The following is a 25,933-nucleotide window of genomic DNA, read 5'->3' on the forward strand; positions in this document are numbered from 1 at the left end:
CCCGCGTTTTACGACGTTGTTCAGCCGAGCAACACCTTCGCGTGATGCGCGAGATGATCCTCGACGAACGTCGAGATGAAGTAGTAGCCGTGGTCGTAACCCGCATGCCGGCGCAACGTCAGTGGCTGACCCGCGGCCTTGCACGCCGCTTCGAACACGTCGGGATTGAGCTGCGTGGGCAGGAACTGATCCGCGAGCCCCTGATCGACGAGAATCCCTTCCGCGAACTTGTGCGTCGCGTGCGAAACCAGCTCGCTCGCGTCGTACTGCTTCCACGCTTCACGGTTTTCGCCGAGATAACCGCTAAACGCCTTTTCGCCCCAGGGACAACGCATCGGCGCCGCGATCGGCGCGAACGCCGACACCGACCGATAAATGTCCGGATTGCGCAGCGCGAGCATCAGCGCGCCGTGCCCGCCCATCGAATGACCGAAGATGCCGAGACGCGCGCGATCGATCGGCAGGTTCGCAAGCGCCGTTTCGCGCAGCTCGTCGCGCACGTACGAGTACATGCGGTAGTTCCGCGCCCACGGCTCCTCGGTCGCGTCGACATAAAAGCCCGCGCCGACGCCGAAGTCCCACGCATCGCTCTCGCCTGGCACGCCCGCGCCGCGAGGGCTCGTATCCGGCGCGATCAGCGCGAAGCCGTGCCGGGCCGCGAAGCGCTGCGCGCCGGCCTTGATCGCGAACGTCTCTTCGGTGCAGGTCAGCCCCGCTAGGTAGAACAGCGCGGGCACCTTCGCATTGCCCTGCAACGCCTGCGGCGGCAGATAGACCGAGAAGCGCATCGGCAGACCGACGGTGCGCGACTCGTGCCGGTAAAAGCGCTGCTCGCCGCCGTGGCAGGCGTGCGACGATAGTAGTTCGAGCATCGCGACGCTCCTCGCTTAGTAGAGCACGACCGAGCGGATCGACTCGCCCTTCTTCATCAGCTCGAAGCCCTCGTTGATGCGCTCGAGCGGCAGACGGTGCGTAATCAGATCGTCGATATTGATCTTGCCTTCCATGTACCAGTCGACGATCTTCGGCACGTCGGTGCGGCCTCGCGCGCCGCCGAATGCCGAGCCCTTCCACTCGCGGCCCGTCACCAGTTGGAACGGCCGCGTGCTGATCTCCTCGCCCGCCGCCGCGACGCCGATGATGAACGACTGCCCCCAACCCTTGTGCGTGCATTCGAGCGCCTGGCGCATCACCTTCACGTTGCCGATGCATTCGAACGAGTAGTCGGCGCCGCCGTCGGTCAGTTGCACGATGTGATCGACGACGTTCTCGACTTCGTTCGGGTTGATAAAGTGCGTCATGCCGAACTTCTTCGCGAGTTCGACGCGGCCCGGGTTGAGATCGACACCGATGATCTTGTCCGCGCCGACCATCTTCGCGCCTTGAATCACGTTCAGCCCGATACCGCCGAGCCCGAACACCACCACGTTCGCACCCGCCTCGACCTTCGCCGAATACACGACCGCGCCGACGCCGGTCGTCACGCCGCAGCCGATGTAGCAGATCTTGTCGAACGGCGCATCTTCACGCACCTTCGCGACCGCGATCTCCGGCACGACGATGTAGTTCGAGAACGTCGACGTCCCCATGTAGTGAAACAGCGGCTTGCCATCGAGCGAGAAGCGCGAGGTCGCGTCGGGCATCAGGCCTTTGCCCTGCGTCGCGCGGATCGCCTGGCAGAGATTCGTTTTGCGCGACAGGCAGAACTTGCACTGACGGCATTCGGGCGTGTAGAGCGGAATCACGTGATCGCCCTTCTTCAGCGTGCCGACGCCCGGCCCGACATCGACGATCACGCCCGCGCCTTCGTGGCCGAGAATCGCCGGGAAGATGCCTTCGGGATCGGCGCCCGACAGCGTGTAGTAGTCGGTGTGGCAGATGCCCGTCGCCTTCACTTCGATCAGGACTTCACCGGCGCGCGGACCTTCGAGATCGACTTCCTCGATCGTCAACGGGGCGCCGGCTTTCCATGCGATTGCTGCTTTGGTCTTCATCGTCAATGCTCCTGTGAGTCCGTGAGTCCGTGAGTCCGTGAGTGCGTGAATGCGAAATGGCATCGCGTGCCGGCGACTGCGTGGCGCGCGAAAAGCGTCATGGTATTGCATAGTGCGTGAAGGCTGCGTCGCCGATGGCTGCGCTCGGCACCGTGTTCAACGCCGTCGCTGTCACTGCGCTTCGCGCGGCGCGCTACCACCGAACCACGGCTCGACCCGGCCATACAGATCGACGAAGCGCGCATACCGTTCAGCAAGCGCCGCCTCGCCGCGTGGACCCGCGACGCGCGTCGCGCCCGGCGCGAGCGCGGCGAGATCGCGCGTCTGCCAGTGGCCGCACGCGAGACCGCCGAGGATCGCCGCGCCGCGCGGCGCCGCGTTCGGGCAATCGACCGCATGCAGGTCGACGTCGAGCGCATCGGCGAGCAGTTGTCGCCAGCGCGCATCGACGGAGCCGCCGCCCGCGAGCTTGAGCGCCGTCACCGGCGCGCCGCTCGCGCGAATCGCGTCGAGCCCCGCGCGCAACGAGAATGCGACGCCCTCGAACGCGGCACGCATCATCGCGCCGCGCGTATGCTCGAGCGACAAACCGAGCCAGCCGCCGCGCGCCTGCGGGTTCAGCCACGGCGTGCGCTCGCCGGTCAGGTACGGCAGGAAGCTCAGCGTCGACGCCACTTCAGCGGCGGCATGAGCGCTTGCATCAGCCGCATCGTCAAATGCCTCTCGGTAAGCCTCTGCCCACCCAAACGACAGCCACCCGCGCACCCGCTCCAGCGCGATGCCGACGTTCTGCATCGCCGCCATCCGATACCAGTGATCGCTCGCCGCGCGATAGCGATGCAAGCCCTTTAGCGGCGCAGGCTCGTCGTTCGCGAGCACGACGATCTGTCCGCCGGTGCCGGTCGTCAGCAGCGCGTCGCCGTCACGCACGAGTCCGCTGCCGAGCGCCGCGCACGGCGTATCCGCGGCGCCGGTTGCGAGCACGATACCGGCCCGTAAGCCAAGTGCCTGCGCGGCCTGCGGCGACAGCGCGCCCGCCGCCGCATACGACAGCGCCACAGGCGCGAACCACTCGGGCGGAATCTCGAGGCGTTGCAGCAGCGCCGTGTCCCACGCGCCGGCGGGATCGGCGAGCGCGGTCGCGCACGCGTCGGACGCATCGGTCACGCACGCGCCGCCGAGCGCGACGCGCAGCCAGTCCTTCGGCTGCAGCGCCCAGCGCGTGCGGCGCGCGGCATCCGGCTCTTGCAGCACGAGCCAGCGCAGCAGCGGTCCGGCCATGCCGGGCGCGACCGGATTCGGTTGCGGCTCGGGCCACGCGTCGAGCATGGCGAGCGCGCGCGAGTCCGGCCACAGCATGGCGCGCCGCACCGCTGCGCCGTTTGCATCGAGCAGCACGACGCCGTGCATCTGGCCAGAGAAGCCAATCGCGCGCACGCCGTCACGCAGTTCGCGCGGCAGGCCCGCCATCGCATGGACGAGCGCGTTCCACCACGTCTCGACGTCGATTTCGGCCCAACCCGCGTGCGGCGTAACGAGCGCATAAGCGACGCTCGATACCGCCTGCTCGCGTCCATGTTCGTCGACGATTGCCGCTTTCAGGGAGCCGGTGCCGAGATCGATGCCGAGAAAACTCATGAGCGCAGGGACGTTGAAACGAGGTGAAGAAGGAGCCAGCGAGACTGGCGACGAAGTGGGAAAGCGAAGCTCAAAGGCCAAGCTGCACAGACGCCGCGAACGTTGAACAAACAGCTCGGAAAACACGCGAAAAAAAACCATTCGCGGGTTAACCCCGCCGTGCTGCGAGCGTCATCAAAACAGGACTATGCGTGAAGCGTGATACACGTCATTGATTCTCACACATATCCCCTCGCGCGACGAACCCGCGCCGCGCACGCCATGCACCGCCCGCGGCCCCCACTGCATAGGGTTCTCTGGCATCCGACGGCCGATCCGTCCCACGCGTGGCTTTAATTTGCCTTTCAAAACAGGTCTCTGCATATCGCCGCCGGGAATGCCGGAATAGCCACGTATGGTCTTGTTGCGACTTTTCGTCCCCGATACCTTGGAGTCATCCCAAAACGAGATGGTGGAGACAGACGATATGCAAGCGAACACGGTTCACCCGTGCGACGAGCGCCTACCGGCGGGCCAGTTGCTCACTCTCGGCATCCAGCACGTGCTGGTCATGTACGCTGGCGCGGTCGCGGTGCCGCTGATCATCGGCGCGGCGCTGAAGCTGCCGAAAGACCAGGTCGCCTTCCTGATCAGCGCCGATCTGTTTTCCTGCGGCATCGCCACGCTGATCCAGACGCTCGGACTGTGGATCTTCGGCATCCGCCTGCCCGTCATCATGGGCTGCACGTTCGCGGCCGTCGGCCCGATGGTCGCGATCGGCACCAATCCTTCGCTCGGCATCCTCGACATCTTCGGCTCGACGATCGCGGCCGGCGTGATCGGCATTCTGCTCGCGCCCGCGGTCGGCAAGCTGTTGCGCTTCTTCCCGCCGGTCGTGATCGGCGTCGTGATTTCGGTGATCGGCCTGTCGCTGATGGAGGTCGGCATCAACTGGGCCGCCGGCGGTGTCGGCAATCCCGACTACGGCAATCCGGTCTATCTCGGCCTGGCGCTGCTCGTGCTGACGCTGATCCTGCTGATCAACAAGTTTGCCAAGGGGTTCGTCGCCAATATCTCGGTGCTGCTCGGCATCGTCGCGGGCTTCGCGATCGCGCTGATGCTCGGCCGCGTCAACCTGGACGGCGTCATGCACGCGCCGTGGGTCGGCTTCGTGATGCCGTTCCACTTCGGTCTGCCGCACTTCGATGCGCTGTCGATCGCGACGATGGTCACCGTGATGTTCGTCACGTTCATCGAATCGACCGGCATGTTTCTCGCGGTCGGCGACATGGTCGATCGTCCGGTCGATCAGAAAACGCTGGTGCGTGGCTTGCGCGTCGACGGTCTCGGCACGCTGATCGGTGGCATCTTCAACTCGTTCCCGCATACGTCGTTCTCGCAGAACGTCGGGTTGATCGGCGTGACCGGCGTGAAGAGCCGCTTCGTGTGCGCGATGGGCGGCGTGATCCTCGTGCTGCTCGGCCTCTTCCCGAAGATGGCGCAGGTGGTCGCGTCGGTGCCGGCGTTCGTGCTCGGCGGCGCGGGCATCGTGATGTTCGGCATGGTCGCGGCGAACGGCATCAAGGTGCTGTCGCGCGTCGACTTCGTGAGGAATCAGCACAACCTCTTCATCGTCGCGGTCAGCATCGGGCTCGGCCTCGTGCCGGTCGTCTCGCCGCACTTCTTCTCGCAACTGCCGCCGGCGTTGTCGCCGCTGCTACATAGCGGGATTCTGCTCGCGTCGGTGTCGGCGGTCGCGCTGAACCTGATCTTCAACGGCGTGAAGAGCGAGAAGAAGGCGAAGAGCGAGCTTCGCCGCGCCGGGCACGATCTCGACGCCAGCGCGGGCGGCGCACCGCAGAGCAACGAGATGCTGCGGGCGGCGGATCTGCATTGAGCTTTTGATGCAGCGATGATGCGGCGAGCGGCACCGAACGCCGCGAATCAACAAAAACGCCACGGCATGCCGCGGCGTTTTTGCTTCACTTCAGCGGTTCGTCGAGCCGCAGCGCTTAGCCTGCCGTCGCCGCCGAAGCCGCGACCGGTGCGCTCGCCGCACCGTAATCGACCGGCGCGTCGGCGGGACGCGGCTGGTCGCCGTTGTGCTCGATCCAGCCGCCGCCGAGCGCCTGGTACAGCGTGACCAGGTTCTGCAGACGTTCCATGCGCGCGGTGACCAGCGCCTGCTGAGCTACGTACAAGGAGGTCTGCGCGGTCAGCACCGAAAGATAGCTGTCGACACCGTTCGTATAACGGAGGGTCGACAGATCCAGCCGGCGCTGCTCGGCCGCGACATCCCGCTCGAGCGCCGCGATCTGCTCGTCGTACGTGCCGCGCGCGGCCAGCCCGTCCGCCACTTCGCGGAAGGCCGTCTGGATCGCCTTTTCATACGTGGCGATCTGCACGTTCTTCTCGATGTTGGCGAGATCGAGGTTGGCCATGTTCTGACCGCCCTCGAAGATCGGCAGCGTGATCGACGGTGCGAAGCTCCACGCCGCCGAACCCGGCTTGAACAGCCCGCCGAGCGTCGGGCTCAGCGTGCCGGCGCTGCCGGTCAGCGTGACCTTGGGGAAGAACGCGGCGCGCGCCGCGCCGATGTTCGCGTTGGCCGCGAGCAGATTTTCCTCGGCCTCCATGATGTCGGGACGGCGCGTCAGCAGATCGGACGGCAGGCCCGCCGGAATATCCGTGAGCAGGCTCTGGTCGCTCAGCGGCAGGCCTGGCGCAAGATCAGCCGGCAACGGCTCGCCGATCAGCAACACCAGCGCGTTGTCAGCCTGAGCCCGCAAACGCATCTGCGCCTGCAGGTCCGCGCTCGCGGTTTCGACAACCGTTTGCGACTGGCGCAGATCGAGTTCCGAACCGGTGCCGTTGTCGAACTGCAGCTTGGTGATCCGAAACGACTCCTGCGCCGTCTTCAGCGTGTTCTGCGTGACCTTCAGCAGATCGTCCAGTTCGAGCACCGTCATGTACTGGTTCGCCACCTGCGACACCAGCGCGATTTCCGCGGACTTGCGCGCCTGCGCGGTGCCGAGGTACGTGGCCAACGCCTGATCCTTAAGGCTTTGCACGCGCCCGAAGAAGTCGATTTCCCACGACGCGTTCAAGCCCACCGAATACGTGTTGCTAATCGTCGGGCCGTTGGGCAACGCCAGCAGATCGCGCGGCGTGCGCTGCCGGCTTTGCGAAGCCGCGGCGTCGAGCGTCGGGAACAGGCCCGCGCGCACGATACGGTACTGCGCCGCCGACGCCTGCATGTTCAGCACCGACACACGCAGATCACGGTTGTTCTTCAGCGCGATTTCGATCAGCTGCTGCAGACGCGGATCGACGAAAAAGTCGCGCCAGCCGATGTCGCCGGCAGCCAGGCCGTTCGCGCCGCGCGCGCCCTGCGCGCCCGGCTGCTGGTCGTACACGCCGCCCGTCGGGAAAGTCGCCGTCACGGGCGCGGCGGGCCGCTGGTAGTGCGGCGCCAGCGTGCAACCCGCGGCGAGCAGCGCGACCGCCACTGCAATCAAAGAGTGTTTTTGCATCTCAATGCCCATCCTTGCCCGAGCCATTGCCATCCGAGCCGTCGGTCGTGCCACCCGCCGCGCCGCCTTGCGGATCGTGCGGATGGTGCTGTTGATAGTGGCGCAGCGCCTCATCCGGGTCTTCCTTCTCACCGCCGAACTTCGCGCGAATCACGACGAAGAACATCGGGATCATGAAGATCGCGAGGAAGGTCGCCGTCAACATGCCGCCGATCACGCCGGTACCGATCGCGTGCTGGCTGGCCGACCCCGCGCCGTTACTGATCGCGAGCGGCAGCACGCCGAGAATGAACGCGAGCGAGGTCATCAGGATTGGACGCAACCGCAGACGCGCCGCTTCGAGCGCGGCTTCGATCGGTCCCATGCCTCCACCCTGCTGCAGTTCTCGCGCGAATTCCACGATCAGAATCGCGTTCTTCGCCGACAGACCCACGGTGGTCAGCAGACCCACCTGGAAGAACACGTCGTTCTCGAGCCCGCGCAGCGTCGCGGCCAGCAGTGCGCCGATCACGCCGAGCGGCACCACCATGATCACCGAGAACGGGATCGACCAGCTTTCATACAGCGCCGCGAGACACAGGAACACGACGAGAATCGAGATGCCGTACAGGATTGGCGCCTGCGAACCCGACTGACGCTCTTGCAGCGACAGACCCGTCCACTCGTAGCCGACTCCCGCCGGCAGCTTGGTGACGATCTGTTCCATCGCCGCCATCGCCTGACCGGTCGACTTGCCCGGCGCGGCCGCACCCTGGATTTCCACCGACGAAATACCGTTGTAGCGCTCGAGCTTCGGCGAACCGTAGGTCCACTCGGTGCTCGCGAAGGCCGAGAACGGCACCATCGCGCCCGCGCCGTTGCGCACGAACCAGGCATTCACGTCTTCCGGTTTCATCCGGAACGGTGCGTCGCCCTGCAGGTAAACCTTCTTGATCCGGCCGTCCGTGTCGAGGAAGTTGTTCACGTACGACGAGGCCCAAGCGATCGAGAACGTCTGGTCGATCGAGGCAAGCGACACGCCGAGCGCCGAAGCCTTCTCGTGGTCGATGCTCACCTTGAACTGCGGCGTATCGTTCAGGCCGTTCGGACGCACCTGCGCGAGCGTCGGATCTTTCGCCGCCAGACCGAGCAGCATGTTGCGCGCTTCCATCAGCTTCGCGTGACCGAGACCCCCGCGGTCCTGCAGCTGGAAGTCGAAGCCCGCCGCGGTGCCGAGTTCAGGAATCGACGGCGGATTGACCGGATACACGACCGCGTTCTTGTAGCTGCTGAAGTGCATGAACAGACGCCCAACCAGTGCCTGCACTTTCTGGTCCGCGTGCTGACGCTGCGCGTAGTCCTTCATCCGCACAAACACGAGACCCGCGTTCTGGCCGCGACCCGCGAAGCTGAAGCCGTTCACCGTGAAGGTCGATTCGACGATCGCTTTCTCGTCGTTCAGCAGATAGTCCGACACGTCCTTCAGCGCGCGGGCGGTGGTTTCCTGCGTCGAACCCGACGGCGTTTGCACCAGCACGAACATCGTGCCCTGGTCTTCGTCAGGCAGGAACGACTTCGGCAGACGCACGAACAACAGCCCCACCGCGAAGATCACCACCATGTAGATGATGAGCCAGCGGCCCGAGCGCTTGATCACGTGGTGCACGCCCGAGTGGTACTTGTCGCGGCTGGTGTTGAAGGTACGGTTGAACCAGCCGAAGAAGCCGGTGGCTTTTTCGTGATGACCCTTCGGAATCGGCTTCAGGATCGTCGCGCACAGCGCCGGCGTCAGAACCAGCGCGACGAGCACGGACAGCACCATCGCCGCGACGATCGTCAGCGAGAACTGCCGGTAAATCGCACCCACCGAGCCGCCCGAGAACGCCACCGGCACGAACACCGCCGACAGCACGAGCGCCACGCCAACGAGCGCGCCGGTGATCTGGTCCATCGCCTTGCGGGTTGCTTCGCGAGGCGATAAGCCCTCCTCCTGCATCACCCGCTCGACGTTTTCCACCACCACGATCGCGTCGTCCACCAAAAGGCCGATCGCGAGCACGAGACCGAACATCGACAGCACGTTGATCGAGAAACCGACCACGCTCATGATCGCGAAGGTACCGAGCAGCACCACCGGCACCGCGATCGTCGGAATCAGCGTGGCGCGCAGGTTCTGCAGGAACAGGTACATGACGAGGAACACCAGCACGATACCTTCGAGCAGCGTCTTGACCACTTCCTCGATCGACAGGCGCACGAACGGCGTCGTGTCGTACGGGTACTGCACCACCAGACCGTGCGGGAAGTACTTCGACAGTTCGGCGATCTTCGTGCGCACCGCCTTCGCGGTGGCGAGCGCGTTCGCGCCCGTGGCGAGCTGGATACCGAAGCCTGCCGTCGGCTGACCGTTGTACTTGGTGTCGAAGTTGTAGTTTTCGCCGCCCAGTTCCACGCGCGCCACGTCGCGCAGACGCACCTGCGAGCCGTCCTGGTTCACCTTCAGCAGGATGTTGCCGAACTGCTCGGGCGTATTGAGCAGCGTGGCCTGCGTGATCGTGGCCTGCAGCACCTGCCCCGGCACCGACGGCGTACCGCCGAGCGAGCCGCCCGCGACCTGCACGTTTTGCGCCTGCAGCGCGGAGGAGACGTCGAGCGGCGTCAGGCCGAAGTTGTTCAGCTTGTTCGCGTCGAGCCAGATCCGCATCGCGTACTGCGAGCCGAACAGCGTCACCGTACCCACGCCGTCGATACGGCTGATCGGATCCTGAATGTTCGACGCCACGTAGTTCGCGAGGTCGTACTTGTTCATGCTGCCGTCGGTCGACACGAACGCCATCACCATCAGGAAGCTGCTGCTCGACTTCGTGACCTTGGTGCCGAGCTGCTGCACCGCTTGCGGAAGCAGTGGCGTGGCGAGCTGCAGCTTGTTCTGCACCTGCACCTGCGCGATGTCAGGGTTGGTGCCGGCCGCGAACGTCAGCGTGATGGTGGCCGTGCCTGAGTCGTCCGAGGTCGACGCGAGGTACAGCAGGTGGTCAAGACCACTCATCTGCTGCTCGATCACCTGCGTAACGGTGTTTTCCACCGTCTTCGCCGAAGCACCCGGATAGGTTGCGCTGATCTGGATGGACGGCGGCGCGATGGTCGGGTATTGCGCGATCGGCAGCGTGAACACCGACGCGATACCCGCGAGCATCAGGATGATGGCGATCACCCATGCAAAAATCGGGCGATCAATAAAGAACTTTGCCATGAGGCGGGCTCCCTGTTATTACGCGCCCGAAGCGGCGGAGGCAGGCTGAGCCGCGGGTTGACCTGTCTGGGCGCCGTTTGCAGCGGCGTCGGAAGCCGGGTTGCCGGGCAGCTGCGCCGGCACGGGCTTGACCTGCTGGCCGGGACGCGCCTTGTCGGTGCCCTGGACGACCACGCGGTCACCCGGCTTCAGGCCGTCCGAGACCACCCAATACGAGCCGAAGGTGCCCGAGGTGACGAGCTGACGCAGCTCGACCTTGTTGTCGTTGCCGACGACGAGCGCGGTGGGCTGACCCTTCTGGTCGTGCGTGACGCCGACTTGCGGCACGATCAGCGCGTTCTGGTTGACGCCCTCGTCGATCTTCGCGCGCACGAACATGCCCGGCAGCAGCACGTGGTTCGGGTTCTTGAAGATCGCGCGCACCGTGACCGAGCCGGTGCCCTGGTCGACGGTCACGTCGGTGAACTGCAGCTTGCCCTTCTCGGAGTAGACGCGGCCGTCTTCCAGCACCAGCGTGACCTGCGCGGCGCCCGGGCCGGTCGTCTTGAGACGCCCTTCCTGCATGTCGCGGCGCAGCTTCAGACCTTCGAGGCTCGATTGCGTGAGGTCGGCGTACACCGGGTCGAGCTGCTGGACCGTGGCCATCAGCGTGGCCGCACTCTGCTGCACGAAGGCGCCCGGCGTGACCTGCGACACGCCGATCCGGCCGGTCACGGGCGAGGTCACGTCGGTATAGCCGAGGTTGATCTGCGCGGTATCGACCGCGGCCTTGCCCGCGGCGACGTCGGCGGCGGCCTGGCCTTCGGCGGCGACCGCGTTGTCGTAGTCCTGCTTGCTGACCGCGTTCGCCGCGACCAGCACCTTGTAGCGATTGGCCTGCGCGGTGGTCGTCACCAGGTTTGCCTGCGCCTTCGCGAGCGATGCCTTCGCGTTGTTCAACGACGCGATGTACGGCGCCGGATCGATCTTGTACAGACGCTGGCCGGCCTTGACCTCACTACCCTCGGTGAACTCACGGCGCAGCACGATGCCGTCGACCCGCGCGCGCACCTGCGCGACGAGGAAGGCACTGGTACGGCCGGGAAGTTCGGTGACGACGGGCACGGTCGTCGGCTGGAGGGTGACGACGCCGACTTCGGGCGTCTGTGGCGGCGGGGCAGATTGTTTTGGTCCGCACGCCGCCAGCAAGATGGCAGCCGTCGCGGCACTGATTAAGCGGAATGGAACCCGTTCGACGCGCATGGAGCGACCTCTGTCAAAGACTGAGTAATGAAAAAGTGCGCGCATCCCTACCCCGGGGACGACAGCGCACACAAGCGTCTCGCGACGCTCGACCGGAAGCCCATGGATGCAAACCTGCGCCTGCAGGGCACCCTGCTACGAATGCGCCATACCGGGGAATGCCGCGCAACGCCGCCGTTTGGCGGCCGCGAAAGCGCTTTCGAAAGGCAACAGTGACGGATATTAACCGCTCGTCACGGCTTGGGCTATCCGATCGTGGGGTGCTATTATATATACATCCATGAATGCATGTAAAAGTGCATTTATATCTTCCGAGGCTGGGGTACCGCAGATTCGCGTCGCAATTCGCCTCAGAAGTAGTCAAAGCGTCATCAGACTGACTTAAAACTGTCCGCATAAACCCCAGGATCAGCGCAGGCTACACCAATATGGTCAGAAGAACCAAAGAAGAGGCGCTGGAGACGCGCAACCGGATTCTCGACGCGGCCGAACTGGTCTTCTTCGAGAAGGGTGTATCGCGCACGTCGCTGGCCGATATCGCCCAGGCCGCGGGCGTCACGCGCGGCGCCATTTATTGGCATTTCGCGCATAAGAGCGAGCTGTTCACCGAAATGTTCGACCGCGTGCTGCTGCCGCTCGACGAACTGAAGGCGGCGTCGCTCGATCCCAACGAAGCTGACCCGCTCGGGCGACTGATGGAAGTCTGCATCGTCTGCCTGCGCGACACCGCCAACGATCCGCGCCGCCGCCGCGTGTTCGACATCCTGTTTCTGAAGTGCGAGCTGGTCGAAGACATGGGGCCGGTGATGGAACGGTATCAGACCAATATGCGCGAGGGGCTCGCGAAGATCGAGGGCGGTCTGCGCAATGCGATCTCCAAAGGCCAGATGCCCGCCGACCTCGACACGAAGCTTGCCGCGGCGATGGTCCACGCGTTCGTCGGCGGCTCGTTGCGCGACATGCTGTTTTTGCCCGACGCGACCGACTTCGGCGCGCATGCGCAGCAGATGGTGGAAGCGATGTTCGACGCCTTGCGCCTGAGTCCGGCGTTGCGCAGGAAGGCGGCGTAGAAGGCGCGCGAGGGTGACGGATTGGAAAAGCGGGCGGTTCGGTGAACCGCCCGTTTCTGTTTTTGGACCGGACCACCGCCCCTGCGCCGGGTTCAGGCAACCGCTCGGCGCGCTCGCGCCGCCTGATTCGACGCATAGATGTTGCCGCGATCGAGCGGCGCGCCGCTCTTTAGCGCCGCGATCCATTGATCGGTGCTCGCGACCGCCGCGAAGCGCGACTGCAGCACCACGCTGAACACGCGATGAATCTCCTCCGCGCTCGCGAAGCCCGCGCTGTTTTCATACGGCACCGAGCCGGTTGCGTCGTGCAGGAACTCGACGGCGAGGCCAGCATGCACCGCGTGGTTGATCGTCGAGGCATCGCAATTGTGGGTCATGTAGCCGGTGACGCTCAGCGTATCGATCTGCCGGGCGGCGAGCCAGTCGCCCAGATCGGTCCCAGCGAATGCGCTCGGCAGCGACTTCTCGACGAAATGATCATGAGCGCGCGAGCTCACGACCGTGTGCAGTTCCGCGCCCGCGCTGCCGCGCGCGAACAGCGGCGAGGTGGCGGGCGCGACGTTCTGCACGATCACGACCGGCACGCTGGCGGCGCGCGCTGCATCGATCGCGCGACCGATGTTGGCGAGCGACGTGCGCACGTCCGGAAATTCGATCGGCAGGTCGCCGCTCACGTATTCGTTCTGCACGTCGATGACGATCAGCGCACGGCGCGGCGCGGGTGTGCTCATGGCAAGGCTCCTTGTCAGAAAAAGCGGTCGATGGTGCGCGCCCAGCGCGGTGGCCGCGGCGCAACGGCAATGACGGCATTGTTGCTCCGCTGCCCGCCTGTCGACAGCGGCCCGGATGACAACCTTCGCTAGGATCGGGCCATACTGATGGCTTTCATGAGGCGCCCGACATGACCACCTTCGCATCTTCCGACGACGTCTCCGTTCAGGCGCCGCGCCACGTCGTCGCCGTCGTCGCGTTCGACCGCATCAGCCCGTTCCATCTGTCGGTGCCGTGCGTCGTGTTCGGCGAGGACCGTCGCGCCGGCGGTGTTCCCGACTTCGACTTCCGCGTCTGCGCCGCGGAGACAGGCGCGCTCGCGACGACCGCGGGCTTCTCGATCGCGGTCATACACGGACTCGAAGCGCTTGCCGACGCGCAGACGATCATCGTGCCGAGCTGGCGCGATCCCGCCGAAACCCCGCCCGACGCGCTGCTCGACGCGCTGAGGGCCGCGCATGCGCGCGGCGCGCTGCTCGTCGGCCTATGCCTCGGCGCTTTCGTGCTGGCCGCCGCGGGCATCCTCGATGAACGGCCCGCTTCGACGCACTGGGCCTGGGCCGACGACTTCGCGCGCCGCTACCCGCGCGTGCGGCTCGACGCCGACGTGCTGTACGTCAACGACGGCAACTTGCTGACCTCGGCCGGCACCGCCGCCGGCCTCGACTGCTGCCTGCACGTGCTGCGCAAGATCTGCGGCGCGCGGGTGGCGAACCACGTCGCGCGCCGGCTCGTCGTGTCGCCGCATCGCCAGGGCGGCCAGGCGCAATACGTGCAGCAGCCGATGCCGCCGAACCCGCGCGGCGATCGCCTGTCCGGCCTGCTCGACTGGGTGAGCGGCAACCTGGCCACGCCGCATAAGCTCGACACGCTCGCCGCGCGCGCGTTGATGAGCCGCCGCACCTTCACGCGGCGCTTCCGGCTCGCGACCGGCACCACCGTCGGCGCGTGGCTGCTCGCGCAGCGGCTCGCGCGTGCGCAACAGCTGCTGGAAAGCACCGACGGGTCGGTCGAAGCGATCGCGGCGAGCGCCGGATTCGGCTCGGCCGCATCGCTGCGGCAGCATTTCGCGGACGCGTTTCGCACGTCGCCGAGCGCTTGGCGGCGGGAGTTTCGCGGGGATTAGATGAAGGCGGCGGGAGCACCGCTATTTCGTAGTGCGTCACCGGGATTTCGTAGTCGCGCGGGATGTTTGTCGCGCGTTCCATCAGGGGCTGCGCGCGGCTCGCGGCCTCAATGCTCGCTGAACCAGCGCGCGACATACAACAATAGTGCGACCAGAAAGATCATCCCGGCCCACGCCCAGTACGGCACGACATGCTGACCGGGCTCGTGATGCGACCAGCTATGCGACGCGCTCGCCGCGCGCCCCGACAGCGCATGGCTGTGCTCGATGCGCGCTCGCCGCGCGATGCCGCCGAGCGTGATCGGCCGCAAAAACACGTACTGGCGACGCGGCGCCGTGCCACGCGCGCGGTTCGGCCCTTTGCCGTGCTTGGCGCGCACGACGGCGTCGAACTCGGCGAAAAAATCGTCGGCGATCTGACGCAAGGCGTTCTCGAGCTGGCGCGTCGGCAGCTCGGCTAGCGGTCCCGACGACGTTGCCCACAGTGTGTAGTCGATGCGCGTGCCGCGCTCCCGCCCCTCGTCCGCGCGCAAACGCACTTCGATCTGACCGCGCAACGCGCCGATGCCCTCGGCCAAGGCCTTGAAGTTGATGGTGCGGCGCTGCGCGTCCGCCGGGCCGGAATCCTGGCCGGCGACGTGCGCGCGCGCCTGATAATGCGCGCGCAACGGGCCGAGCGGCACGGTCATCGTCAGCGCGTATTCGCCGTGGGCGAGACGCACGAACGACTCGCAGTTGTCGAGGCTGGCACGCAACAGCGCGAGGTCCTGCAACGCGTCCCAGACCTCGGACGGCGCCAGCGGAATCCGTAACGCGTCGTTCAGTTCCATGACAACCTCCCCGATGAACGCGCCGACTGCGGGATCAGGACGTCTGATCGATGCGGTCGACGCGCGATGCGTAAAAAGCGAGATAGCCCTTGATGCGACTGACCGGCTCGAACGGCGCCTCGTAGCACCACACCGCGTTCTCGATCACGCCATCTTCGGTGCGCAGATGGAAGTACGACGCGTCGCCCTTGAACGGACAATGCGACGTGTGCGTCGAGCGTTCGAGCCGGGCCATGTTCACGTGCTCGCGCGGGAAATAGAACACGTCGGCGAGGCCGGTCTCCGATAGCGTCAGCGCGGCCTGGGTGTCGGCCATCGTCACGCCGCCGTGAATCACGCGCACGCGGTGACCGTTGTCGCGGATCACGATGGTATGGCCGTCCAGCCGTCCCGCAGATGTCGACGCATCGCTCATGTCCAGGCTCCGTGATGGGGTGGGTGCTGCACTGCCGGCTATTGCCGCCCGAACGGCAAAGCCACGGGAGCGGCCCGTGGCTTCATTATCGGCCAAACTTCGGCCGATTGCGCAAGCTTGCTGCGCGGCGGCGGACCGATCGACCCGTTACTTCGCGTTCCAGATGAACGCGGATTTGACGTTGCCGTGCGCCGGCACGCTAACCGAGCGGGTTTGCTCGCTGTCGTTGTATTTCGCGTGCACCGTATAGCGGCCGGGGCCCAAGCGCACCAGCATGAACGGTCCGCGCGACGTCGTGTTCAGCACTTCGCCGTTATGGGCATCGACGATACGCACGTGCACATCCGCGAGAAACTCGGCGTTGGGTCCGGTGAAGCGCAACGTCAGTGGCCACTGGCTTTGCGCTTGTCGCAACGCCCGCGATTCGTCGAGGCCGACGCCGCCCGACACGTACGACACGTCGCCCTGCTGCTGGACTTGCGGCAGACCGCCGCCGTTGGTGTTGCCCGCGCTGGTGTTGTCGGTCGTCGAGCCACCGGTCACGCCCGCCTGCTGCGCGTACGCACCGCCCGCCAGTCCGAGCGCGAGCGCCGCACACAGCGCGACGGCTACGATCCTTTGCTGATTGCGTTGGGTTTTCATCGGTTCGCTCTCCTTGTTGCAGTCCTTGCCCAGTCCCCGAACAGGCCCAAATCAAGGTCGAAGCAACCTGCGTGCCAACCATCCGGTTGCGTCGACTGGACATGCGCGACCGTGGCAACAAGCCGCGTGGCGCGTTTCGCCCTGTCCGCGCTGCTCGCCGTAGCACGGGGCGGACAGGCGAAAAAAAACCGGTCCTTGCAGTAAATGCAAAGGACCGGCAATCGCTACTACAGCTCAAACTGGGATGGGCGATCCGTTCGAACCGCCCGGATACTGGATCAGCCGAGATCTACGGGCACGAAAATCTGCGCGTTATCCCGCTGGATCAGCAGCGCAATGCTGTTGCCTGCGCCCGAAATCATCTGCTTCAGCTGATCGATGTTCGTGACCGGACGGCCATTGACCGCGAGAATCACGTCGCCCGCCTGGATGCCGGCACTCGCCGCCGCGCCGCCTGCCTGCTGTACGAGCAGACCGTGCGACACCGACGCGCTGCTCTTCTCTTCCGGCGTCAGCGGCCGCACCGCGACGCCGAGACGGCCTTGCAACTGGGCCTGCTGATCGGTCTTGTTCGCCGACGCAACCTTTGCGTCCGAGAACGAGCCGATCGTCACCTTCACGTCCTTGCTGGCCTTATCACGCCACACTTTCAGCGTCGCCGAGCTGCCCGGCGCGAGACCTGCGATCTTCGCCGGCAGATCCGTCGAATCGCTCACTTCGTCGCCATTCACCGACAGGATCACGTCGCCCGGCTGCAAGCCAGCCTTGGCCGCCGGCCCGTTGGCGTCGACCGAGCTGACCAGCGCGCCTTGCGGCTTCTGCATGCCGAACGACTCGGCGAGCGTCTGGTTCAAGCCCTGTACCGCGACGCCGAGGCGGCCGCGGCTCACGTGACCGGTCTTGACGAGATCGTCTTTGACCTTGATCGCCTCGCTGATCGGGATCGCGAACGACAGGCCCTGGAAGCCGCCCGTCTGCGAGTAGATCATCGAGTTGATGCCGATCACTTCGCCTTGCAGATTAAAGAGCGGACCGCCCGAGTTGCCAGGGTTCACCGGCACATCGGTCTGGATGAACGGCGTGTAGTTCTCGTTAGGCAGCGAACGCGACTTCGCGCTGATGATGCCCGAGGTCACGGTGTTGTCGAAGCCGTACGGTGAGCCGATCGCGACGACCCACTGACCAACCTTGCTTTGGCGCGGATCGCCAATCTTCACCGTCGGCAGATCGCTCGCGTTGATCTTCAGCACGGCGACGTCGGACTGCTTGTCGGCACCGACCACCTTCGCCTTGAATTCGCGCTTGTCGGTGAGCTTCACGGTGACGACGTTCGCGCCATCGACCACGTGCGCGTTCGTCAGAATGTAGCCGTCATTGCTGATGATGAAGCCCGAGCCGAGGCTCGCGCTCGGCTGGTCGGGCGCGTCTCCGCCATCGCCGCCCTGCATGCCGGGCACGCCGCCGAAGAACCGCTTGTAGAACTGATAGAACGGATCGTTCGGATCGATCGGCAGCTGGTTGCCGTTGAGGTTGCCGCCATTACCACGCATCGCGGTTTGCTTGACCACGTGCTTCGCGCTGATGTTGACGACGGCCGGACCGTAGGTTTCGACGAGACCGGAGAAATCGGGGATACCGGTCTTGGCGGCTGCTTCGGCTGGCATCATCGCGGCGGCTTGCGCCGGCGAGATGATCTGCGGTGCTGGCACATCGCGATGGCCCGCCACATAGCCGGCTGAAAGCGCAGCGGCCACAGCTACCGCAACGGCGCCGCGGGACAAGGTTTTCGCGTTCATCATGAGCTCCTGACTGGAGAAAGTGACTTGGGATGTCGAGGAGCGTAAGGGGCATCACTTAAAAGAGTCTTAAGCAGCGCCAGATCATGGGAACCTTATCGGACCGGCCGCTACGGACCGCCGCGCCAGCACGAACGCCGGCGTTGGCCGAACAGTAAATCACCATGATCAGAAGCGTACGATGACCTGCAAACCACCGGCCGGCGAGTCATCGAGCGACACTTGCGCATGATGTTGGGTGGCGATCCGACGCACGATCGCGAGACCGAGGCCGCTGCCCGCCACGTCGGTGCGCGCGCGATTCGCGCCCGCTCCCGCGCGATAGAACCGGTCGAACACGCGCTCGCGATCGGCGGGATCGATACCGGGGCCGCTATCGGCGATCCGCACGACCGGATGGCCGTCCTCGATACGCAGGCTGACGTCGACGCGGCCGCCACGCGGCGTGTACTTGGTCGCGTTGTCGACGAGGTTGTTGAACATCACGCGCAGCGCTTCGGCGTCGCCGGTCACGCTGGCGGCCTCGCTCGCCTCGATGCCGAGGTCGACGCCGCGATTCATCGCGAGCGGCGCGTAGGTCGCGACGCACTCCTGCAGCAGCTCGCGCAGATCGAGCATCACTGCGCCGGCGGCGCCGTCCGGCTCGGCGCGCGCGAGCGCGAGCAGTTGCTCGGCGAGGCGCGTCGCGCGCGTGACACCCGCCTGCAGATCGGCGAGCGCCTCGCTGCGGGCTGTGTCGTCCTTCGCGCGCGCGACCAGTTGCGCCTGAATCTGTACCGCGGCAAGCGGCGTGCGCAATTCGTGCGCGGCATCGGCGACGAACGCCTTCTGGATATCGAGCGCGGTCGCGAGCCGCTGCAGCAGCCCGTTCAGCGCACGCACGAGCGGCCGCACTTCGAGCGGCAGGCGCTGATCAGGCAATGGATCCAGCGCTTCGGGATGACGGGTGTCGAGCGCGCTCGTCACGCGCCGCAGCGGCCGCAGCCCGCGACCAACGATCACCCATACCGCGAGTCCGAGCAGCGGCAGCAGCACGATCAGCGGCCACAGCGTGCGCAGCGCGACATCGGCGGCGAGCCGGTTGCGCACCGACAGCGGCTGCGCGAGCTGCACGACGTTGTCGCCGACGATCGCGCCATATACGCGCCATTCGCCGCGGTCGGTGCGCTCGGTCGAAAAACCGAGTTCGGCGCGCGGCGCGAGCGGCGCACGCGGCCGCGAGTAATACATCAGCATGCCGTTGCGGTTCCAGATCTGCAGCACGATGCCCTCGTCGCCGGTATCGCGGCCGAGCACCTGCGAGAACGGTTCCGCCGGCAGCGCCGCGGCGATCTGCTCGAGCTGGTAGTCGAACAGCTCGTTCGCTTCGGCGAGTGCCTGCCGGTAGATCAGCCAGCCCGCGATGCCGACGCCGAGCAGCACGAGCGCGAGCAGCCAGAACAATAGTTGTCGGCGAATCGAGCGCATCGGCTCAGGCGTCCTTCGCGATCATGTAGCCAAGCCCGCGGACGTTGCGGATCAGATCGGCGCCGAGCTTCTTGCGCAGCGCGTGGATATAGACCTCGACGGTATTGCTGCCGATCTCCTCGCCCCAGCCATACATCTTTTCCTCTAGCTGGCTCTTGGACAGCACCGCGCCGGGTCGCGCGAGCAGCGCCTCGAGCAGCGCGAATTCGCGCGCGGATAGCGCGACCAGGGCGCCATCGAGCGTCACCTGGTGCGACGCGGGATCGAGGGTCAAATTGCCGTGGCGAATCGTCGAATCGCTGCGGCCGGACTGGCGCCGGATCAGTGCGCGCATCCGCGCACCGAGCTCGTCGAGATCGAAAGGTTTGACAAGGTAATCGTCAGCGCCGGCGTCGAGGCCTTTGACACGATCGGCGACCGCGTCGCGCGCGGTGACGATCAGCACCGGCAGCGCATGGCCGCGCGCACGCAGTGCGCGCAGCACCTCGAGACCGTCGCGCTTAGGCAGACCGAGGTCGAGCAACGCGAGGTCGTAAGGCTGGGCCGCCGCCGCTCGCAGCGCCGCTTCGCCGTCCTCGACCCAATCGACGGCGAAGCCTTCGCCGCGCAGCGCCTTGCGCACGCCTTCGGCGATCATCCGGTCATCTTCGACTAGCAGGATGCGCATGGTTGTCCGTTCCAAAACATTCGATGATGCCGCATTCTAGCGCCCGCTTCCGACCCGTGCGGCGTGTGGCGCTTTTTTCACCGCAGCCTCGCGGGATGTCACTACAATGGGCGCTTTGCGTCGCGCGACGGCCGTCGGGTAGACCGCGGCGCGCTACCGCGCCGTCAAGGCGCCCAGCTTGCCGTTCCATCGTCCCGCGCACGGCGCACGCCGCTCGCCGCACACCTTGAAATCCTGCTCATCCGTTTGCCCGTTCACCCGTTCATGACGCACCCTTTTCTGTCTTCCGTCGCACGCCGTATGGCGCTGCGCTCGCGCCGTATGTTCGATCGCGCAGCCTTCATGCCTAACCGCGTCGTGCCGCGCGCGGCCGTCTGGCTCTGCGCCGCCGCGCTCGGCGCAGGCACGCTGCTGCCGCTGACCGGGGAGGCCCGCGTCAAGGCCACGCATCCGAGCGTCAACGTCACGACGGTACTGCCGCAGCCGGTGATGGTCGGTCTGCAGCGCGCGCACGTGCCGTTGTCGTCGATCAGCGTGGTCGTCGAAAAGGTCGGCGATCGCACGCCGATCCTCGCGCTGAACGCCGGCAAGCCGATGATGCCCGCCTCGACGATGAAGCTCGTCACCACCTACGCGGGCCTGTCGATCCTCGGTCCCGGTTACCGCTGGCGCACCAGCGCGTACGCGGACGGCCCGCTCGACGCGAGCGGCGTGCTGCACGGCAATCTGTACATCCAGGGCACCGGCGACCCGAAGCTCGTGCCCGAAGAACTGATCGACCTCGTGCAGAAGATTCACAAGGCGGGCATCAACGGTATCGACGGCGCGCTGGTGCTCGACAAGCGCTACTTCGATCCGTCGACTCGCGACCTGCCCGCGTTCGACGACGACGTGAACGCGCCGTACAACGTCGGCCCCGATCCGCTGCTGTACGCGTTCAAATCGCTGTCGTTCACGCTGACGCCGTCGCCCGATGGCACGGTGGCGATCGACGTGCTGCCCGCGCTCGCGCAACTGCGCATCGACAACCAGCTGCGTGCGACGAGCGGCCCATGCCGGGGCGAGCTGCCGACGCCGACCGTCACGCCGGAGCCTGACGGCACGCTCGTCGCGTCGTTCATCGGCGACTTTCCGGTGCGCTGCGACGCGCGCACGATCAACGTCGCCGTGCTCGATCACTCGACGTTCTTCGCGCGCGGCTTCCTCGCGCTGTGGCAGCAAACCGGCGGCACATTCACGGGCGCGACCCGCGAAGGCGCGGTGCCCGCCGGCGCGAAGCTCGTCGCCAGGCACGAGGGGCCGATGCTGTCGGACATCGTTCGCGACATCAACAAGTTCAGCAACAACACGATGGCGCGCAACCTGTTCCTGACAATCGGCGCCGCCGAGGAAAGGCCGCCCGCCACGCCCGCGAAAGCCGCGCACGCGGTCGAAGCTTTCCTGACGCGCGACAGCCTGAACACCGAATACCTGTCGCTCGATAACGGCTCGGGCCTGTCGCGCGACGAACACATCACCGCGCTCGCGCTCGCCGATGTTCTGCAACGCGCGAACGCGAGCCCAGTCGCGCAGGTGTTCGTCGACTCGCTGCCGATCGCCGGTGTCGACGGCACGATGCGCAACCGCCTGACCAGCCAGGGCGCGGGCGGCAACGCGCACATCAAGACCGGCACGCTGCGCGACGTACGCGCGATCGCCGGCTACGTCGCGTCGGCCGACGGCAACAGTTATGTCGTCGTCAGCCTGATCAACGATCCGCATTCGGAAGCGGCGCGCGCCGCGCACGACGCGCTGCTCGAATGGGTGTACGAAGGCCCGTCGCAGGGCTTCACGAAGATCTCCGCGCCCATCGAGGAAGCACGCGAGAAGCCCAGGAAAAACCCGCGCAAGCGCGGCAGCCACTGAGTATTCCTTCTAGCGATGCCACGCGCGGCAAGCTCCTAACCGTGTACGCTGTCGGGCAGCATGCGGCGCGCGACATCACGGGCTTGCCGCGCAGGGCGCCGGTCGTGCAGACCGCGCGACCTCACGAACGATAACGACACCACCCGCCGCGTACCGAGCGGCGGTCAGGGACCAGGAGGGGAGACAAGATGCAATTCGATGCCGAATTGCTGCTGCTCGCCATGGCGCCCGTCTTTCTTGCCTGCATCGGCTGGGAGGCGTGGCACGTGAGCCGCACGCGCCCGGCCGAGCGGCTCTACAGCTGGCGCGACACGCTGTGCAACGCCGCGCTCGCGCTGCTGCAGCAGGCCGCCGATAAGCTCGCGTGGCTCGCGATCATCCCTGTCTACGCGTTTTTCTACGAGCATTACCGCATTCATACATGGCCGGCGACATGGCTGTCGTTCGTCGTGCTGTTCGTCGCGCAGGACCTGCTCTATTACGTCTTTCATCGCTGCAGTCATCGCGTGCGCTGGCTGTGGGCCGCCCACGTCGTGCATCACTCGTCGGAGCGGATGAATTTTTCGACCGCGTTCCGCCAGAGCCTGATGTACCCGATCGCCGGCATGTGGGTGTTCTGGATTCCGCTCGCCATTCCTGGCTTTGCTCCGAAGCAGATCGTCGCGATCGTGCTGATCAATCTCGGCTTCCAGTTCTTCGTGCACACGCAGGCGATCGGCAAGCTCGGCTGGCTCGAATACGTGTTCAATACGCCGTCGATCCATCGCGTGCATCATGCGCGCAACGATCGCTACATCGATCGCAATTACGCAGGTGTACTGGTGATCTGGGATCGCCTGCTCGGCAGCTACGTCGAAGAAGATCCGCACGAGGCGCCGCGGTACGGCATCGTCGAGCCGCTGCACACGTACAACCCACTGAAGGCGACGTTTCACGAATGGGCATCGATGGCCGCCGACTTCGCGAGCGTGCGCGGCTGGCGCAACAAGTGGCGTGCGCTGTTCGCGCCGCCCGCCTGGGCCGCCGCTTATCATGCGCAGCGCGCGCAGGGAGCCGGCTTGAACTCAAACCATACGGTCGCGCTTCGGACATCGCGCGGGCCGTAGAAGATTCTGTAAGCTGTCGTCACGCCGCCAACGCGGTGGACGCCGCCTGCAACACATGGCATCAAGGGCCACACATACGAGGAGATGCAGTCAACATGAATCAAACCGCTTCGAAGAAACAGCAATGGTTGCGCGTCACGCAGATCGCAGTGGCGAGCGCAGCGTTCGCCGCGCTCGCGGCATGCGGCGGTGGCAGCGACAACAATAGTTCGAGCAGCAGCAACACGCCGCCGGGGGGCGTCACGCTGCAGGTCGTGTCATTCGGCGACAGCCTGTCGGATGTCGGCACATACATGCCGGCGGTCCAGGCGAACGTCGGCACGGGCGGCGGCCGCTTCACGACGAATCCGGGTGAGGTCTGGACGCAGAAGGTCGCCGAGTACTACGGCGGCACGCTCACCGCCGCGTACGTCGGCGGCTTCGGCATGCCGCTCACCGCGACGGGCGGCCTCGGTTACGCGCAGGGCGGCTCGCGTGTCGATCTGCAGCCGGGCGAAGGCTACGCGCCGAACAACATGGCCGCGACGACGGTGCCGGTCACGACGCAGGTCGCCGAGTATCTGGCCGGGCACAATAACAGCTTCAATTCGAACCAGCTCGTGCTGATGAACGGCGGCGCGAACGACATCTTCGTCGCGGTGCAAGCGGTCTCGGCTGCCGGTACGGCAGCGGCGACGCAGGCGCTCCTGAACGGCGGTACCCCGGCCGACGCGCAGACGGCGGCAGCCGCCGCGTCGCAGACGGCCACGCTGGCCGCGCTGCAGGACATCACCACCGCGGCGACCACGTTCGTCGGCACGGTGCAGAAGGTCGTCGCGTCGGGCGCGACGCACGTGGTGGTGTCGGACGTGCCGGACATCGCGCAGACGCCGCAAGGTCTCGCCGCGGGCGCGCAAGGCCAGGCGCTCATCAACGCGCTCGTCAAGACCTACAACGGCGTGCTGCAGCAAGGCCTCGCGTCGACCAAGCAGGTCATCTACGTGAGCGCATTCGCGTGGATCGACCAGACGTTGCAGAACTATCAGTCGCTCGGTTTCACCGTGTCGAATACGGGCACCGCGTGTAACCTGACGTCGATGGCCCAAAGCGCGACCACGTACGCGACGAACAATCCGAGCGTGCTCGCCTCCGGCCAGACGGCGGCGGACTTCGGCAGCGCGCTTGCGTCGTCGCTGTTCTGCTCGCCGCAAACCTACACGGTGGCCGGCGCAGACCAGAGCTACATGTTCGCCGACCTCGTGCATCCGACCACGCATCTGCAAGCGCTGTTCGCACAGCAGGTCGAGACGCAGATCGCTGCTAGCGGGCTTGGCAAGTAACGCGGCGTTGGCCGTGGGGTTAGCGGTATTGACATGACAGCTAACCGGCGTCGCTAAGGCTGGCTAGATGGCAAAAGGCCCGGCTCGTTGAACGAGCCGGGCCTTTGCTTTTTCCGGTGGCCGTGCCATGCAGCGCAGCGATCCGATTGCGTCAGTGCTGCGCTTCGAACGCCGCCGCCGCGCGCCCGAGCCGATCGTTGACCGCGATCCATTCGATCGTATCGGGCAGCTTCTCGATCAGAATCCGCGTGACGTTCGCGCGATCGAGCGCGCGTAGCAAGCCGTAGAGCTCGCGTGCATAGACGTGCGGATCTTCCGGCGCGGCGACGAAATGCACGCCGTCGACATCGGCCCACTGTCCCGCACGCGACGCGCGCGCGACCAGCGCGACGCGCTCGCCCGGCTCGCGCACCGCGAGCAGCGGCTCGAGCTCGCCGAATGGCAGCAGCACGAGCGGCGTGCGCGGCGCGTAATGCGCTTTCAACGTGCCCGACGCGCGCGGCGCGGTCGCGTCCGACCCGTCGGGCAGACGCGGCGCCTCGCCGAGCACGTCGGCGATATCCTGCGGCGTCACGCGACCGGGCCTCAGCAGCGCCGGAAAGCCGCGCGACAGATCGAGAATCGTCGACTCGATACCGACATCCGACGCGCCGCCATCGAGCACATGAATCGCGCTGCCGAACTCGTCGCGCACATGCTGCGCGGTGGTCGGGCTCACATGCCCGAAGCGGTTCGCCGACGGCGCGGCGACGCCGCCATGCCCGCCGCGCAACGCGCTGAATGCATCGAGCAACGCCTGCGCAACCGGATGCGACGGGCAGCGCAGTCCCACGGAGTCCTGCCCGCCGCTGACCGCCGCCGGAATGCGCGCAGCGCGCTTGAGGATCAGCGTGAGCGGTCCCGGCCAGAACGCGTCGATCAGACGCTGCGCATCCGCCGGCAAATACTCGACCCAGTAGTTCGGATCGCCATGCGGCGCGAGATGCACGATCACCGGATGATTGGCCGGCCGCCCCTTCGCCGCGTAAATGCGCGCGACCGCGTCCGGGTTCTCGGCATCGCCGCCGAGGCCGTACACGGTTTCCGTCGGAAACGCGACCAGCCCCCCCGCGTCGAGCAAGGCCGCCGCGTGCTCGATCTGCGCGGCGCTGACCGGCAACGCGTTGGTAGCGTCCTCGGCGGGTTTCAGTTGATCCGGCAT

Annotated in this window: 20 protein-coding genes; 6 read left to right on the forward strand and 14 right to left on the reverse strand. The window is 66.0% G+C overall.

What is annotated here, in order from left to right; genetic code table 11:
• Positions 1-20: 20 nt before the first annotated feature.
• From fghA to OKW40_RS13260, 3 genes are all read right to left on the reverse strand, one after another.
• Positions 21-872 carry an S-formylglutathione hydrolase gene (fghA, locus tag OKW40_RS13250; RefSeq protein ID WP_429490114.1) on the reverse strand — a complete coding sequence of 284 codons (852 nt, stop codon included), beginning with the start codon at positions 870-872 and terminating at the stop codon, positions 21-23.
• 15 nt (positions 873-887) lie between these two features.
• Complete coding sequence (locus OKW40_RS13255) at positions 888-1,994, reverse strand: S-(hydroxymethyl)glutathione dehydrogenase/class III alcohol dehydrogenase (RefSeq protein ID WP_184023024.1); 1,107 nt, start codon at positions 1,992-1,994, stop codon at positions 888-890.
• Positions 1,995-2,165: 171 nt separating this feature from the next.
• On the reverse strand, positions 2,166-3,632 hold the full coding sequence (locus OKW40_RS13260; RefSeq protein WP_429490116.1) for a xylulokinase: 1,467 nt from the start codon (positions 3,630-3,632) through the stop codon (positions 2,166-2,168).
• A 466-nt stretch (positions 3,633-4,098) separates the two neighbouring features.
• On the opposite strand from OKW40_RS13260, the gene OKW40_RS13265 reads away from it, so the two are divergent.
• The gene (locus OKW40_RS13265; RefSeq protein WP_184058294.1) at positions 4,099-5,508 is read left to right on the forward strand and encodes a nucleobase:cation symporter-2 family protein; all 1,410 of its coding nucleotides are present in this window, start codon (positions 4,099-4,101) and stop codon (positions 5,506-5,508) included.
• A 115-nt stretch (positions 5,509-5,623) separates the two neighbouring features.
• Here the strand turns inward: OKW40_RS13265 and OKW40_RS13270 are convergent, their stop codons facing one another.
• The 3 genes from OKW40_RS13270 to OKW40_RS13280 are packed head-to-tail and all read right to left on the reverse strand — an operon-like array spanning position 5,624 to position 11,618.
• Entirely contained in the window at positions 5,624-7,144 is a 1,521-nt protein-coding gene (locus OKW40_RS13270) for an efflux transporter outer membrane subunit (protein ID WP_184058296.1), read from the reverse strand.
• Between the two features lies 1 nt (position 7,145).
• Complete coding sequence (locus OKW40_RS13275) at positions 7,146-10,376, reverse strand: efflux RND transporter permease subunit (protein WP_429490118.1); 3,231 nt, start codon at positions 10,374-10,376, stop codon at positions 7,146-7,148.
• 18 nt (positions 10,377-10,394) lie between these two features.
• The gene (locus tag OKW40_RS13280; RefSeq protein ID WP_429490119.1) at positions 10,395-11,618 is read right to left on the reverse strand and encodes an efflux RND transporter periplasmic adaptor subunit; all 1,224 of its coding nucleotides are present in this window, start codon (positions 11,616-11,618) and stop codon (positions 10,395-10,397) included.
• A 428-nt stretch (positions 11,619-12,046) separates the two neighbouring features.
• Between OKW40_RS13280 and OKW40_RS13285 the strand changes: the two genes are divergently transcribed.
• Complete coding sequence (locus OKW40_RS13285) at positions 12,047-12,688, forward strand: TetR family transcriptional regulator (RefSeq protein WP_184058302.1); 642 nt, start codon at positions 12,047-12,049, stop codon at positions 12,686-12,688.
• Between the two features lie 92 nt (positions 12,689-12,780).
• Here OKW40_RS13285 and OKW40_RS13290 read toward each other — a convergent pair whose 3' ends face one another.
• Positions 12,781-13,419 (reverse strand): cysteine hydrolase family protein, encoded by a 639-nt coding sequence (locus OKW40_RS13290; protein ID WP_184058304.1) that lies wholly within the window; start codon positions 13,417-13,419, stop codon positions 12,781-12,783.
• A 170-nt stretch (positions 13,420-13,589) separates the two neighbouring features.
• On the opposite strand from OKW40_RS13290, the gene OKW40_RS13295 reads away from it, so the two are divergent.
• Positions 13,590-14,585, forward strand: coding sequence for a helix-turn-helix domain-containing protein (locus OKW40_RS13295; protein ID WP_429490121.1), 996 nt, complete (start codon positions 13,590-13,592; stop codon positions 14,583-14,585).
• Between the two features lie 107 nt (positions 14,586-14,692).
• Here the strand turns inward: OKW40_RS13295 and OKW40_RS13300 are convergent, their stop codons facing one another.
• The 6 genes from OKW40_RS13300 to OKW40_RS13325 all read right to left on the reverse strand — a co-directional run bounded on the left by OKW40_RS13300 (position 14,693) and on the right by OKW40_RS13325 (position 20,402).
• The gene (locus OKW40_RS13300; protein WP_018421687.1) at positions 14,693-15,415 is read right to left on the reverse strand and encodes a CoxG family protein; all 723 of its coding nucleotides are present in this window, start codon (positions 15,413-15,415) and stop codon (positions 14,693-14,695) included.
• A 34-nt stretch (positions 15,416-15,449) separates the two neighbouring features.
• Positions 15,450-15,830 carry a DUF427 domain-containing protein gene (locus tag OKW40_RS13305; protein WP_429490123.1) on the reverse strand — a complete coding sequence of 127 codons (381 nt, stop codon included), beginning with the start codon at positions 15,828-15,830 and terminating at the stop codon, positions 15,450-15,452.
• A 147-nt stretch (positions 15,831-15,977) separates the two neighbouring features.
• Positions 15,978-16,472 carry a carboxypeptidase regulatory-like domain-containing protein gene (locus tag OKW40_RS13310; protein ID WP_429490124.1) on the reverse strand — a complete coding sequence of 165 codons (495 nt, stop codon included), beginning with the start codon at positions 16,470-16,472 and terminating at the stop codon, positions 15,978-15,980.
• A gap of 278 nt (positions 16,473-16,750) precedes the next feature.
• On the reverse strand, positions 16,751-18,268 hold the full coding sequence (locus tag OKW40_RS13315) for a DegQ family serine endoprotease (protein ID WP_429490126.1): 1,518 nt from the start codon (positions 18,266-18,268) through the stop codon (positions 16,751-16,753).
• A 168-nt stretch (positions 18,269-18,436) separates the two neighbouring features.
• Positions 18,437-19,735: an ATP-binding protein gene (locus OKW40_RS13320; protein ID WP_429490128.1), complete on the reverse strand. Its 1,299-nt coding sequence runs from the start codon at positions 19,733-19,735 to the stop codon at positions 18,437-18,439.
• Between the two features lie 4 nt (positions 19,736-19,739).
• Positions 19,740-20,402, reverse strand: coding sequence for a response regulator (locus OKW40_RS13325; protein ID WP_027198735.1), 663 nt, complete (start codon positions 20,400-20,402; stop codon positions 19,740-19,742).
• A gap of 264 nt (positions 20,403-20,666) precedes the next feature.
• Here OKW40_RS13325 and dacB point away from each other — a divergent pair, with 264 nt between their 5' ends.
• The 3 genes from dacB to OKW40_RS13340 all read left to right on the forward strand — a co-directional run bounded on the left by dacB (position 20,667) and on the right by OKW40_RS13340 (position 24,732).
• Entirely contained in the window at positions 20,667-22,307 is a 1,641-nt protein-coding gene (gene dacB, locus OKW40_RS13330) for a D-alanyl-D-alanine carboxypeptidase/D-alanyl-D-alanine endopeptidase (RefSeq protein ID WP_429490130.1), read from the forward strand.
• Positions 22,308-22,495: 188 nt separating this feature from the next.
• On the forward strand, positions 22,496-23,413 hold the full coding sequence (locus OKW40_RS13335) for a sterol desaturase family protein (RefSeq protein WP_429490132.1): 918 nt from the start codon (positions 22,496-22,498) through the stop codon (positions 23,411-23,413).
• A 95-nt stretch (positions 23,414-23,508) separates the two neighbouring features.
• Entirely contained in the window at positions 23,509-24,732 is a 1,224-nt protein-coding gene (locus OKW40_RS13340) for an SGNH/GDSL hydrolase family protein (protein WP_429490134.1), read from the forward strand.
• Positions 24,733-24,883: 151 nt separating this feature from the next.
• Here the strand turns inward: OKW40_RS13340 and OKW40_RS13345 are convergent, their stop codons facing one another.
• Positions 24,884-25,933 carry an L-threonylcarbamoyladenylate synthase gene (locus OKW40_RS13345; RefSeq protein WP_429404550.1) on the reverse strand — a complete coding sequence of 350 codons (1,050 nt, stop codon included), beginning with the start codon at positions 25,931-25,933 and terminating at the stop codon, positions 24,884-24,886.

The organism is Paraburkholderia sp. RAU6.4a, assembly GCF_050435625.1.
In the GTDB taxonomy this organism is placed as follows: domain Bacteria; phylum Pseudomonadota; class Gammaproteobacteria; order Burkholderiales; family Burkholderiaceae; genus Paraburkholderia; species Paraburkholderia tuberum.